The 13,158-nt window shown below is 62.9% G+C and carries 14 protein-coding genes; 10 read left to right on the top strand and 4 right to left on the bottom strand.

Going from position 1 to position 13,158, the window contains the following annotated elements:
- Window positions 1–3 precede the first annotated feature (3 nt).
- The gene (ettA, locus tag F3H26_RS16695; RefSeq protein ID WP_149777126.1) at window positions 4–1,671 is read right to left on the bottom strand and encodes an energy-dependent translational throttle protein EttA; all 1,668 of its coding nucleotides are present in this window, start codon (window positions 1,669–1,671) and stop codon (window positions 4–6) included.
- A 138-nt stretch (window positions 1,672–1,809) separates the two neighbouring features.
- Between ettA and F3H26_RS16700 the strand changes: the two genes are divergently transcribed.
- Window positions 1,810–2,466, top strand: coding sequence for a nicotinate-nucleotide adenylyltransferase (locus tag F3H26_RS16700; protein WP_149777127.1), 657 nt, complete (start codon window positions 1,810–1,812; stop codon window positions 2,464–2,466).
- A gap of 32 nt (window positions 2,467–2,498) precedes the next feature.
- Complete coding sequence (gene dacB / locus F3H26_RS16705; protein WP_149777128.1) at window positions 2,499–3,977, top strand: D-alanyl-D-alanine carboxypeptidase/D-alanyl-D-alanine endopeptidase; 1,479 nt, start codon at window positions 2,499–2,501, stop codon at window positions 3,975–3,977.
- 11 nt (window positions 3,978–3,988) lie between these two features.
- Here dacB and F3H26_RS16710 read toward each other — a convergent pair whose 3' ends face one another.
- Window positions 3,989–4,411, bottom strand: a complete 423-nt coding sequence (locus F3H26_RS16710) for a tellurite resistance TerB family protein (RefSeq protein WP_040633393.1) — start codon at window positions 4,409–4,411, stop codon at window positions 3,989–3,991.
- A gap of 256 nt (window positions 4,412–4,667) precedes the next feature.
- Between F3H26_RS16710 and F3H26_RS16715 the strand changes: the two genes are divergently transcribed.
- The 3 genes from F3H26_RS16715 (at window position 4,668) to F3H26_RS16725 (ending at window position 9,118) form a co-directional block, all read left to right on the top strand.
- A complete protein-coding gene (locus tag F3H26_RS16715) occupies window positions 4,668–6,242 on the top strand; it encodes a lysine--tRNA ligase (RefSeq protein WP_149777129.1) in 1,575 nt (524 codons plus the stop codon).
- A 49-nt stretch (window positions 6,243–6,291) separates the two neighbouring features.
- Window positions 6,292–6,693: a DUF4864 domain-containing protein gene (locus F3H26_RS16720; protein WP_149777130.1), complete on the top strand. Its 402-nt coding sequence runs from the start codon at window positions 6,292–6,294 to the stop codon at window positions 6,691–6,693.
- Window positions 6,694–6,832: 139 nt separating this feature from the next.
- Window positions 6,833–9,118 (top strand): glycosyl hydrolase family 28-related protein, encoded by a 2,286-nt coding sequence (locus F3H26_RS16725; RefSeq protein WP_149777131.1) that lies wholly within the window; start codon window positions 6,833–6,835, stop codon window positions 9,116–9,118.
- 42 nt (window positions 9,119–9,160) lie between these two features.
- Here the strand turns inward: F3H26_RS16725 and F3H26_RS16730 are convergent, their stop codons facing one another.
- Entirely contained in the window at window positions 9,161–9,826 is a 666-nt protein-coding gene (locus F3H26_RS16730; protein WP_149777132.1) for a hypothetical protein, read from the bottom strand.
- A 152-nt stretch (window positions 9,827–9,978) separates the two neighbouring features.
- Between F3H26_RS16730 and F3H26_RS16735 the strand changes: the two genes are divergently transcribed.
- The 5 genes from F3H26_RS16735 (at window position 9,979) to F3H26_RS16755 (ending at window position 12,120) form a co-directional block, all read left to right on the top strand.
- Window positions 9,979–10,299, top strand: coding sequence for an antibiotic biosynthesis monooxygenase family protein (locus F3H26_RS16735; RefSeq protein WP_149777133.1), 321 nt, complete (start codon window positions 9,979–9,981; stop codon window positions 10,297–10,299).
- 72 nt (window positions 10,300–10,371) lie between these two features.
- A complete protein-coding gene (locus tag F3H26_RS16740) occupies window positions 10,372–10,779 on the top strand; it encodes a universal stress protein (RefSeq protein WP_149777134.1) in 408 nt (135 codons plus the stop codon).
- 63 nt (window positions 10,780–10,842) lie between these two features.
- On the top strand, window positions 10,843–11,298 hold the full coding sequence (locus tag F3H26_RS16745) for an excalibur calcium-binding domain-containing protein (RefSeq protein WP_149777135.1): 456 nt from the start codon (window positions 10,843–10,845) through the stop codon (window positions 11,296–11,298).
- 216 nt (window positions 11,299–11,514) lie between these two features.
- Window positions 11,515–11,703, top strand: a complete 189-nt coding sequence (locus F3H26_RS19745) for a hypothetical protein (RefSeq protein WP_223162545.1) — start codon at window positions 11,515–11,517, stop codon at window positions 11,701–11,703.
- 63 nt (window positions 11,704–11,766) lie between these two features.
- On the top strand, window positions 11,767–12,120 hold the full coding sequence (locus F3H26_RS16755) for an MmcQ/YjbR family DNA-binding protein (protein WP_149777137.1): 354 nt from the start codon (window positions 11,767–11,769) through the stop codon (window positions 12,118–12,120).
- Here the strand turns inward: F3H26_RS16755 and F3H26_RS16760 are convergent.
- On the bottom strand, window positions 12,117–12,824 hold the full coding sequence (locus tag F3H26_RS16760) for an ORF6N domain-containing protein (RefSeq protein ID WP_149777138.1): 708 nt from the start codon (window positions 12,822–12,824) through the stop codon (window positions 12,117–12,119). The two genes, F3H26_RS16755 and F3H26_RS16760, sit on opposite strands and share 4 nt — an antisense overlap.
- Window positions 12,825–13,158 lie beyond the last annotated feature (334 nt).

Consider the following 13,158-nt stretch of genomic DNA (forward strand, 5'->3'; position numbering starts at 1 on the left):
CGGTCAGCGCGCGAACTTCTTGTGCTTCAACCGTTTGGGCTCCAGCGCGTCCGGCCCCAGGCGGCGTTTCTTGTCCTCTTCGTAGTCGGCAAAGTTGCCCTCGAACCATTCCACATGCGCGTCACCTTCGAAGGCCAGGATATGCGTGCAGATCCGGTCGAGGAAGAAACGGTCGTGCGAGATTACGACCGCGCAGCCGGCGAAATCGACCAGCGCGTCTTCCAGCGCGCGCAGGGTTTCCACGTCAAGATCGTTGGTCGGTTCGTCCAGAAGCAGGACGTTGCCGCCCTCTTTCAGCAGGCGGGCCATGTGGACGCGGTTGCGCTCACCCCCTGACAGCAGCGAGACCTTTTTCTGCTGGTCGCCGCCCTTGAAGTTGAAGGACGAGCAATAGGCGCGGGAATTGACCTGCGCGTCGCCCAGTTGGATGATCTCGGCGCCGCCGGTGATCGCCTCCCACACGGTGTCGTCGTCGTTGAGGTCGTCGCGCGACTGATCGACATAGGACAGTTGCACCGTGTCGCCGTATTCGATGGTGCCCGCGTCAGGTTTTTCCTGGCCGGTGAGCATCTTGAACAGAGTCGACTTGCCGGCGCCGTTGGGGCCGATGACGCCGACGATGCCGCCCGGCGGCAGGTTGAACGAGAGGTCCTCGATCAGTTGCTTGTCGCCCATGTGCTTGGACAACCCGTTGACCTCGATCACCTTGCTGCCCAGGCGCGGGCCGTTGGGGATGACGATCTGGGCGCGCGACAGCTTTTCGCGTTCGGATTGCTGGGCCAGTTCGTTGTAGGCGTTGATGCGGGCCTTGGATTTGGCCTGACGCGCCTTTTGACCCTGGCGCATCCATTCCAGTTCGCGCTGCAGGGTCTTCTGTTTGGACTTGTCCTCGCGGGCTTCCTGCTCCAACCGCTTGGCCTTTTGTTCCAGCCACGAGGAATAGTTGCCCTCGTACGGGATGCCGCGCCCGCGGTCGAGTTCCAGAATCCAGCCGGTGATGTCATCCAGGAAGTAGCGGTCGTGGGTGACGATCAGGATGGTGCCCTTGTAGTCGATCAGGTGTTGCTGCAGCCAGGCGATTGTCTCGGCGTCCAGGTGGTTGGTCGGTTCGTCCAGCAGCAGCATGTCAGGCGCTTCCAGCAGCAGTTTGCACAGCGCCACGCGGCGTTTCTCGCCGCCCGAGAGGGTTGTGACATCGGCGTCGTCGGGCGGGCAGCGCAGCGCCTCCATCGATACGTCGATCTGACTGTCCAGATCCCACAGGTTTTCCGCGTCGATCGCGTCCTGCAGGGCGGTCATTTCCTCCATCAACTCGTCCGAGTAGTTCTCGGCGATCTCCATCGCGATCTCGTTGAAGCGGTCGACCTTGGCCTTTTTCTCGGCCACGCCCAGCATGACGTTTTCGCGGACGGTCAGGTTCGGGTCCAGCTGCGGTTCCTGCGGCAGGTAGCCCACCTTGGCGCCGTCGGCAGCCCAGGCCTCGCCGGTGAAGTCCTTGTCGAGGCCGGCCATGATCTTGAGCAGGGTCGATTTACCGGCGCCGTTGACGCCCACGACACCGATCTTGACGCCGGGAAGAAAGCTCAGGTGGATGTTTTCAAAGCACTTTTTGCCACCGGGATAGGTCTTCGAGACACCCTGCATGTGGTAGACATATTGATAGGCGGCCATGTCGCGTCCTCTGGATCGGGGAATTCAGGTTGATCCGCTTGATAGCCAAGCACGGCAGGCGGGGCAAGCTGATGCGTTCCGCGCATTCGAACGGGCCGCGGATTGACAAGCCCGCCCGGTTCTGAACATCCACGGGGGATGTTTCGCAGCGCCATCCCTTTCGCGCGGCCCGGGCAGGTCGTCGGCTTGTTCGGCGGATCTTTCGATCCGCCGCATGCAGGGCATGTCCACGTGACATTGGAGGCGATGAAGGCCTTTGGTCTGGACCGGGTCTGGTGGCTGGTGTCGCCGGGCAACCCAATGAAGGAGCGCGGCCCCGCGCCATTGGCGCGCCGGATGGCGGCGGCGCGCGCGATCATGCGCCATCCGCGTGTCGCGGTCACGGATATCGAGGCGCGCATCGGCACGCGGGCTACGGCCGATACGCTGGCCGCCATGCGCCGGCTGTATCCCGGCGTCCGGTTCGTCTGGCTGATGGGGGCCGACAACCTGGCCCAGTTCCACCTCTGGAAGGACTGGCGCTGGATCATGGACAACGTTCCGGTCGGGGTCGTGGCCCGGCCCGGAGACCGGATCTCGGCGCGGATGTCGCCGGCGGCACGGGTCTATGCGCGGCATCGCATCGACGGGACCGCCCGACACCTGCTGGGCCGGGCCCAGGCGCCGGCGTGGTGTTTCGTGAACGTGCCGATGGTCGACATCAGTTCGACCCAGATTCGTTCCAACAGCGATTGGGCGCGTGCGGTGTTGCCGGAACAGCCGCCCGGGGCGCGCGGTTTGACGCCGGGTGGTTGAAAGCCCGCATTCTCTGAGGTCTTATCTGATCCATGATGGACCGAATTTCGCGCCGTATCTTTCTGGGAGGGCTGGGGGCAGGGCTGGTTCCCGCGCTTGGCCTGGCAGGACCGCCCTCGGTCTCGTTGCGTCCCGTGGCCCGGGGAAACGACCTGTCGGGCGTGGAGCGGGTCGTTCAGGCGGCGGGGCTGAAAGGAGACGTCGTCTTTGCGGTGGCGGATGTGAAAACCGGCGCGCTGCTCGAGGCCCGGGGAGGGGATGAAGGCTTGCCGCCGGCCAGTGTCGCCAAGGCGTTGACGGCGCTTTACGCGCTGGACGTGTTGGGGCCTGGCCATCGGTTCAAGACGGCGCTGATTGCGGATGGACCCATCGAGAACGGTATCCTGAAGGGCGATCTGATTCTGGCGGGCGACGGTGATCCGCTGTTGGATACCGACGCCCTGGCAGGTATGGCCGCCAATCTGCGCATGGCCGGGGTGACCGAAGTACGGGGCGCCTTCAAGGTGTATGACGGGGCCTTGCCCTATGTGTTCACCATTGACCCGGGCCAGCCGGACCATGTGGGCTACAGCCCGGCGGTCAGCGGGATTTCCCTGAATTTCAACCGCGTGCGTTTCGAGTGGAAGCTGGGGGCCGCGGGGTACGACGTGACGATGGATGCGCGCAGCGCCAACTACACCCCGTCCGTCGAGATGGCGCGGATGCGGGTCGAGGCGCGCAGCCTGCCGATCTACACCTATCAACGCAGCGCCCGGCAGGATCGGTGGACGGTGGCCAAGGGCGCGTTGGGCAAGGGCGGCGCGCGGTGGTTGCCGGTGCGCAAGCCGGCGCTCTATGCCGGCGACGTGTTTCGGACGCTGGCCCGGGTGAACGGGATCGTTCTGGGCCGGGTGCAGGTCACGCGGCAGGCCCCACGGGGGCAGGTGCTGGTTGCGCATCACAGCGACGCGTTGGACAGCATCCTGAAGGGCATGCTCAAGTATTCCACGAACCTGACGGCCGAGATGGTGGGGATGGCCGCGACCAAGGCGCGCGGGGTGTACCCGGGTTCATTGGCCGCATCCGCCGCCGAAATGAACCGCTGGGCGGCCGGGAAATACGGGGCCGGCCGCATTGCGATGGTGGATCATTCGGGCCTTGGCGATGCCTCGCGCATGGCGCCGTCGGATCTGGTCAAGGCGCTGGTCGCCTCCCGGCAGGATGGGCTGCTGCGGCCGTTGCTCAAGCCGTTCACGTTGACGGACGCCAAGGGGAGGCGGGTGGTCGGACCCCCGGTCAAGGTCGATGCCAAGACCGGGACGTTGAACTTCGTGTCCGGCCTTGGCGGGTTTCTGACCACCGCTGGCGGGACCGAGCTGGCTTTTGCGATCTTCACCGCCGACATGGCGCACCGGGCGACCATCCCGCGAGAGGCCCGCGAACGCCCCGACGGCGCCCGCAGCTGGAACCGTCGGTCACGCAGGCTGCAACAGGCGTTGATCGAACGCTGGGGCGCGCTGTACGGAAGCTGACCCGAACCGCGTCAGACCGTGTGCCGGGCCCGTGCGCCGCGTTCAATCGCGGCGGCATGCAGGCGGTCGATGCTCAGCTCATAGCGGATTTCTTCCAGCAGGCGCAGCTCGGTCTCGGCCAGCGCGCCATCTGCGGCGGCCACGTCGCAGGCCAGCGCATAGGCCGTTTCATGCAGCCGCTCCGGCAGGTTGTCGCGGATCAGACCGAACAGCGCATCCAGGCCGTCTTCCTGCTCGAAAAGGTCGAACACGATCTGCGAGACGCGCCGCATGCGGTCGATGTCGTATTCGGCGAATACCGGCAGCATGTTCACCGCGGCCTCGATCTTGACCAGTTCGGCCGTACGGATGTTCTCGTCAGATGCGGAGACGGCCACCATGATTGCCACGAGGCAGTCCTGGGGCGACATGGGGTGGGCAACGGCTTGGGTCATGGGTGCGTCCTGAATTGGGCTGTCTGCCGCGGCACGATAGGAGCGCGCGCAGCAGGGTTCAACCGCTTCTTGCGCGCGTCCTGACGGCCCCGGTGTGCGGCAAGACCTTGCGGGCGCGCACCCGCCGCGAAAATCGGCGGTTTTGTCGGGCAAGTACGGCGTGCTTTATTGACTCATGCTGCACCGGCACAATAGGAGGGGTGGCCCGGTTGCATGGGGTGGCCGGCGCTGTTTGTCCCGATGGAGACCTGATCAAATGTCTGAACTGCGTGAAGCCGCGATGTCGTCCAAGGCCTGGCCTTTCGAAGAGGCGCGACGGGTGCTCAAACGCTATCAGAAAGCGCCGCCGGAAAAGGGATACGTGCTGTTCCAAACCGGCTATGGCCCCTCGGGCCTGCCGCATATCGGAACCTTCGGCGAGGTCGCGCGGACCTCGATGGTGCGTCACGCCTTTGAACAGCTGAGCGACATCCCCACCAAGCTGATCTGCTTTTCCGACGACATGGACGGGTTCCGCAAGGTGCCGGGCAACGTGCCGATGCAGGAAGAGCTGAAGCAGGACCTGAACCTGCCGCTGACCAAGGTGCGCGACCCGTTCGGCACGCATGAGGGTTTTGCCCAGCACAACAACGCGCGGCTGTGCGAGTTCCTCGACAGTTTCGGGTTCGACTACGAGTTCGCCTCGGCCACCGAGTATTACACCAGCGGGCGCTTTGACGAGATGCTGCTGGTGGCGCTGGAGCGGTTCGACAAGATCATGGAGATCATGCTGCCGACGCTCGGCCCCGAGCGGCGCGAGACCTATTCGCCCTTCCTGCCGATCTCGCCCAAGACGGGCCATGTGCTGCAGGTGCCGACGCTGGAGCGCAATGTCGAAAAGGGCACCATCGTCTACGAGGAACCCGATGGCGAGCGGGTCGAGATCCCGGTCACCGGCGGCCACGTCAAGATGCAGTGGAAGCCCGACTGGGCGCTGCGCTGGGCCGCGCTGGGCGTGGACTACGAGATGTCGGGCAAGGACCTGATCGACTCGGTCACGCAATCCTCCAAGATTTGCCGGGCGCTGGGCAAGCAGCCGCCCGAGTCGCTGAGCTATGAGCTGTTCAACGACGAGCACGGCCAGAAGATCTCGAAATCGAAGGGCAACGGGTTGTCGATGGAGGAGTGGCTGACCTATGCCGCGCCCGAGAGCCTGTCGTACTTCATGTACCAGAAGCCCAAGACGGCAAAGCGGCTGTATTTCGACGTGATCCCCAAGGCGGTGGACGAGTATCACCAGCAGCTGCGGGCCTATCCGGGGCAGGAGCTGAAGGCGCAGCTGAACAACCCCGTCTGGCATATCCACGGCGGCGAGGTGCCCGAGTCGACCCTGATCGTGCCCTTTGCGATGCTGCTGAACCTGGCATCGGTGTCCGGGGCCGAGGACAAGGAGACCCTGTGGGGCTTCATCCGCCGCTATGCGCCCGAGGCCACGCCCGAGACCCATCCCGACCTGGATCAGGCGGCCGGGTTCGCCGTGCGGTACTACAACGATTTCGTCAAACCCACCCGCCAACACCGCGCCCCGACCGAGCAGGAGCGCGAGGCGCTGGAGGCGTTGAAGGCGGCTTTGGCGGCCTATGACGGCCCGATCGAGGACGAGGCGCTGCAATCGGTGGTTTATGCCATCGGCCGTGAGCGGTTTGATCCGATGCGCGCCTGGTTCACGGCGCTGTACGAGGTGCTGCTGGGCGCCAGCCAGGGGCCACGCTTCGGCGGGTTCATCGCGCTTTACGGCGTGCCGGAAACCATCGCCCTGATCGACAAGGCGCTGGCCGGCGAACTGGCCTGATTTGACCCGAACGCGCCTGGGGCTACGCTCTGACACAGGAGGTGGCCCCATGCGTCGTTTGTTTCTTGTCGTTTCTCTGAGCGCCGGTCTGGCAACCGGTGCCCTGGCCCAGAACGCCGAGATCGAGGCGAATATCCGCGCCCAGATGCAGGCGTTTCAGGCGGATGATTTCGTCACCGCCTTCACCTACGCCAGCCCCGGAATCCAGACCCTGTTTCGTACGCCCGAAAACTTCGGTGCCATGGTGCGCAACGGCTATCCGATGGTTTGGCGACCAGCCGAAGTCAGGTTTCTCGACCTGCGTCAGATCGACGGCCAGTGGTGGCAAAAGGTGATGGTGGTTGATGGCGACGGCCGGGCGCATATCCTGGACTATCAAATGGAGCAGCGGGAGAGCGGTTGGAAAATCAATGGCGTTCTCCGTCTGGGCAACGCCGACCCCGCGGCCTGACGCAACACCCACCGTCACGGTGCCGTGAGCGGCGGTTAAATCCTTTCCGATATCTCAGGCCAGCGTGTCCGGAAACATCCGGGCCGGGGAATTGGCCTGTGCCGCGTTGGGGCGTGGCGCGATTGGGAAAGGGTATTCAATGAACAAGGCAATCACCGACGGCATCGTGTTCATGCCGCCGCAATTCGCGAATGGTCTGGATGTATGGTCAAGCGGCGACGGGACGCCCGGGACGCCCACCTATGACGGATCGGGGTCGGGGGCGTTCGTGCCGGCGGATGCGGATTTCGGCGGGTGTCTGGAAATCCTGAAGGTCAATACGATCCAGCAGCTGCGCTATATGGGACAGACACCGCTGTTGCCGGGGTGCTATCTGCAGATCAAGGCGCGGGTCAAGGCGGTCAGCGGTCCGCTGCCGCAGGTGCGTATTGCCGGTTGGGCCGGCGGTGCCGGCGACACGCATGTTTCGGGACTGGTCGAACAGGGGCCCGCCACGCAGCTGACGGCCTATGGCCTGGTTCACGAGATCACGGCCATCGTCGGCACCGGCCAGCGTCCCGGCGTGGACATGCCGTGGGGCATGTCGGCGCTCTATGGGCATTTCGGGCTGGATATCGAAGGCGCCAACGGGGCCGTGGTGCGCGTCGATGACATCGAGATCACCGACGTGACCGACGTGTTTCTGCGCGACATGATCAGCCTGGTGGACGTGCGCGATTTCGGTGCCGTGGGCGACGGGGTCACCGATGATTCCGCCGCCTTCGAGGCCGCCGATCAAGCCGCCAACGGCCGCCGGGTCTATGTGCCCGAGGGCGTCTATTACCTTGGGCAGGACGTGGGCCTGGATTCGGAGGTCGATTTCGAGGGCACGGTCATCATGCCCGATGACCGGATGCTGCTGCTGACCAAGAATTTCGACCTGCCGACCTATATCACGGCGTTTGGCGACGAGGCGCTCGCCTTCAAGAAGGCGTTTCAGGCACTGTTGAACAACGTCGATCACGAGTCGCTGGATCTGTGCGGCCGCAAGATTTCGGTCTCGGCCCCCATCGACATGCAGGCCGCCGTGCCGAACCGCACCAGCTATTCCACCCGCCGCGTGATCCGAAACGGGCAGTTCGACGTCAAGGACAGCACCGCGTGGGATACCCAGACGTTCACCTCGACCGCGTCCTATGATCCGGCGGACCCCTACAGGCTGACCAACGTGGCAAACGTGGCCAACATTCCTGTCGGCGCCCTGGTTCAAGGCAGCGGCGTCGGACGCGAAATCTACGTGCGGTCCAAAAACGAAGGCGCGGGCGAGATCACGTTGAACGCTCCGATCCATGATGCCGCCGGAACACAGACCTACACTTTCGTGGATTTCAAGTATCTGCTGGACTTCAGCGGCTTCAGCGCGTTGCAGAAATTCGGCATGGAAGACATCGAATTCCAGTGCAACGGGCGGTCCAGCGGCATTCGCCTGGCTCCGGGCGGCAACACCTTCGTGCTGAAGAACTGTTTCGTCAGCCGGCCCAAGGATCGCGGCATCACTTCGATTGGGACGGGTTGCCAGGGGATGCTGATCGACGGGTGTCAGTTTCTGTCCAGCGAGGAGGCCCTGGATGTGCCCGATCGCAGCTCGATCGCGCTGAATGCCAACGCCAATGACGTCAAGCTGCGTCACAACCGGGCGGTGCGGTTCCATCACTTTGCGGTGCTGGGCGGTGACAACAACCTTGTTCTGGGCAACCACTTCTTCCAGGGCGACAGCGTTCCCAACGGGGTGCGCAACGCCGGGTTGGTCATGATCGGCACGTACAACAGCTCGGCCATTGCCGAGAATTACATTGACAACTGCTTTGTCGAATGGACCAACGAACGCGACGCCGCGCCGGACTATGCCTCGGGCTTTTCCTTCAGCGCCATGAGCATCACCGACAACATCTTCTACAGCAGCGATGTCGCGGCCTGGTTCAGCTATATCGTGATCCGACCCTATGGAAGCGGCCACTTCCTGAACGGGCTGACGGTTACGGGCAACAAATTCCGTACCGCCAATGGGACGATCGATCGGGTGGATCGCGTCGACACCAGCTTTGCCGGGCTGGACCCGGACCGCTTTGTCAACGTCACCTTCGCCAACAATACCTATCACAACGTGACCATCAAAACCGCCAACCCGCTGCGGGTGAACCACGAACAGAACTCGGCCGCGCAAGCCTGGTTGGTCGATTCCGGTGGCGCCTTGCCCTTTGGCGGGCAGGCCCGCGGTTGCGACAGTGTCGTGGCCGTTTCTGCGCTCAAGTCTTCACTGGGTGCGGTTCGCTATGCGGCCCCCTACGTGCAGCTGCAACAGGGAGGCGCGGAGGATCAGGTGCAGTTGCGGTGGCCCGAAAGCCTGAGCGGTCAGGTTACCGTGGTCATGCGCGTCGAGAGGTGATCGCCCGTTGACCGCAGGTCCGGCGCAGCCGGCCGCCTGCGGTCAGAAATCGCGCCACAGGGATAGCCTGAGCCCGACCGACTCTTTGAACGAGTTCTTCTCGAGCCCCACGAGCCAGGTGTTTGGGCCGTCTTTCGGGCGATACATGATGGATGGCCGGGCGCTCCAATAGAACGGGCGCCCGGGCACATAAGAGGTTTCGATCTGCAACAGCGGGTCGATGCGCCGCGGCGAGGACAGGCCTGCGGTAAAGTCCAGCTTTCGGATCACCGCCTCGTGGGTTCGATACTCAAGAGACGCGTCCACAGCCATCCACCCTCCGCCGGACCGGGTCTGGAACCCTTTTCCCCACGACAATGTCGCCTTGTACATCGCCCAGGCCTGACGCTGCCGATGATGGGCGCCGATGCCGAATTCGGCGGCAAATCGCCCCGCGTCTTCAAGATCCGCCACGGGAACCCGCGCGAATATCAGCGCATGGCCGTAGAGATCGCGGTGTTCCTCGGCGTCCAGCCCCAAGGTCAGGTTCGGCCGCATCCCCCATTCGGCATACAGCGACGTCTTGTAGGCGATCGCCCCGTCCTCTTCGCGGAACCCGGTCACGGACAGGGCGGTGAACGCCTTGTTCTGTTCGCGCAGCCAGGCACCCGCCAGCACCGGGCCGGGCGCAAGAAGACAAGAGAGCAGAAGCGCGATCAAACGGGTCATGATGGCAAATTCGTCAATCTTGGTTAACAGAGTATTAGTTTTGCTTTCGTTTCTCTGAATGCCGCCTGAACCTGGGCGTTCGCGCCGATGCAGGAAAACCGAGACCTTTCGAAAAGCTGTGATAATCTTGATCTCAAAACAGGAGGAGCAAGATGCCCAGGATTTCAAAAGATGCGAATGTTCAGACCGTTATCACCACGTTCGAGATGACGCCGGGCACATGCCAGGACCTGCTCGAAGCGCTGACGGATGCCTATGCGAACTTCATTTCCAAGCAGCCCGGATTCATCGCCGCGGGCCTGCATGTCAACGACGCCCAGACGCGGATCGCGAACTATTCCCAGTGGCGGCGGCGCGAGGACTTTCTGGCCATGCTGCGGACACCCGAGATGCGAGAGCGCAACCGTCGTATCAACGAGCTGTGCAAAAGTTTCGAGCCGGTGATGTACGACGTTGCCGAAACTTTCGATTGACCGTGACCTGGATCAAGGTCCGTTTCCACAGGGCGTTTCATTCTGCCGGCGAAACTCAAGGAGGCGCGAGCCATGTATCACAATATTCTTGTCCCGATTTCCTTCGATGCCGAGCGTGACACCTCGGCCCCGCTGAAACTGGCGAAGATCCTGGCGACACCGGATGCCAAGGTGACGCTGTTGCATGTGGTCGAGCACATCCCCGACTATGCGATTTCCTACATGCCCGCCGAATACCTGACCGAGGCGCGCAAGGCGATCCAGGACGAGTTGAACAGTCTGGCCGCAAAGCTGCCAAACGCCAAGGGCGTCGTGGTCGAGGGGCATTCAGGTCGGACGATCCTTGATTGGGCCGAGTCCAACAAGCCTGACCTGATCATTCTGGCCTCGCACCGGCCCGGCATGCAGGATCTGCTGCTGGGGTCCACGGCGACCCATGTGGTGCGCCACGCCAAATGTGCGGTGCATGTGGTGCGTTGACGCCCTGGGCCGGTTCGGCGTCGGCGCCACGGCATTGCCATAGTGTTGGTTCAGAATCGGCGCATGATCGATGAAACCAAGGCCGCCCGAGGCTCGGCTGTCGACAGACGCGCCCTGCGACGGCAGCGCAGGGCGGACGCAACGCGGCGGCGGGCGCTTTCGCCGTGGCGCATCCTGTTCATGGTGCTGACCCTTCCGGTGACCGTTGCGGGCATCGCCTTGGGCGTCTATCTGCGCACGTCCGAGTATGATCGCACCGGTGCGATGATGCACCTTTGGGCGCTGGCGGGTTGCGACGCCGCACGTTCAGTCGGACTTGGCCCGATGCGCAAGGGACAATTGGGGTATCACGAACGCAACGACCCCGACGGCAACGGGATCGCCTGCGAGATCGGCGCGGCAGACCGCGCCAACGCGCCGGTGCCGATTCAATCAGTCGCGCCGAGGCCCGACAGGTCCAACAGCCAAACTCAACGCAAGATTGGCACTGCCAAATTCGTTCGCCCCCAAGCGGATTGACCGGCGGTTGTCTCGTGCGAATGCAGCAATCGTTCCGCCTGTGTCTGTGCGGGAAATGGCCCCTGTATGCTAAGCTGCAGGCGGCAATTTCGCCCACAGACAGGGGGAAACACCATGTTTGCAAGAATAACCCAATTCAAGATGAAGCCTGGAACGCGTGAGGCGGCCACGGCGAAAATGAATGAATTGAAGGCCGAAATAATGGGCATGCCCGTAATGCATTGCTTTATCAACGTGATGAACGAAGACGGCAGCGGATATGTGATTTCGGTGGTCGAGAGCGAGGAAACCTCGAACGCGAATGCGCCGAAGGTGGCCGAGCTGTGGGGCCATTTCGCCGAATTCATGGAAGGACCGCCCGCGCCGGCCGGCTTTGATGTGGTGGCGCACTGGGACAAGGGCTGATCCCCTTGGCATGGCCGCTGCCACCCGCTTGCCAGTGTCGCGCGGTTCAGTGACACTGCCCCCATGACCCGGGATGAATTCAACACCTTTTGCGCCTCTCTCAAGGCCACGAGCCACGTCGTGCAGTGGGGCAATGCGGATGTGTGGAAGGTGGGTGGCAAGGTGTTCGCGATCTGCGGATGGAACGACGGCAAGGATGCCTTTACCTTCAAGGCCACCGACCTGGCCTATGAGGTGCTGCAGGATCAGCCCGGCGTCCGGCCCGCGCCCTATCTGGCCTCGCGCGGCATGAAATGGCTGCAGGTTTATGACGAACGCGGGATGAGCGATGCGTCCCTGCGCGACCACATCGTGACGTCCTACGAGATGGTCGTGGTCAAGCTGACGAAAAAGATGCGGGCCGAGCTGGGGCTTTAGCCCTGCATTGCCTGCAGCAGTTCGATCAGCCGCTTGCGGTCATCGTCATCGGCGTAATCGCCGGCGGCCAGACGTTCGGCGATGCGCAGGCGCAGTCGCTCGTGCTGGGTGCGCACCTCTTCGCCTGCGGTTTCGGCCAGGGTCTTCATGATCACCGCCACCGCCTGCTGGCGCTTGGTGGTGGGGTTGGCGATGTAATCGACCAAGCTCTGTTGCCCGGAATCGAGGATGTTTTCGGCCAGCGCCCGCAATTGCTCGCCATTCGGCAGCAGCGGGGCAGGGGTGCTTTCTGGCGGCAGGATCTCGGGCTCGCTGCTTGGGGTTTCAGCGAGGGCGTTGGCGCCGTCGACGAAGGCCTCGGTGATCATCCGGGTGATCTTGATCGCGCGCGGGTCCTTGAACAGGGTCGAGGCGATGGCCACGCCGTAATCGGTATAGACCCACGGATTGACCCGCCGCCCGCCGCGGCCCTTGGGCTTTGAAATCACATTCCGTGATATCAAATCGGCCACCTCGGCGTCGGTCAGCTGAAAGCGGTAGCCCTCGAACAGGTCCTTGTTGCGCGAGACGGCCTGATTGAAGGCGCTGACGGATTTTCCGTAGAACCGGGCCAGATCCTCGGCCAGCACCACGCGGGTGCCGCGCACCCGGTGAATGGCGCTTTGGACCTCATGTGAGGAGGGCAGGTTCTTGGCGTTTGTCATGGCACCCGTTTGGAATCACAATTTGTGATTTCAAACGTGGCGGAGGGGGAGGTGGCGTGCAAGGGTGGAGGTGTGTAGGATGGATGATTTCACCCATCATGGTGCGTCATCGGAATAGACGGGTGCGTGCACCCATCCTACACTTGCTTGGTCAATTGTCGCTAAGGAGCTTGTCGTTAGGGAAGCGCTTTTCCCATGTTTCGACTAAAAACAAAGCGGTTGTTGTAGCTGTACTGACGTGTAAAACACACGACTTGATCTGACATTTCTGCTCTTTTGGAGCGCAAGCAAGGAGTGTCGATCAATGACAAGCATTCAGGAAAAGATCATCAAA

The sequence above is a fragment of the Ruegeria intermedia genome (assembly GCF_900129345.1).
Taxonomy (GTDB): Bacteria; Pseudomonadota; Alphaproteobacteria; order Rhodobacterales; family Rhodobacteraceae; genus Ruegeria; species Ruegeria intermedia.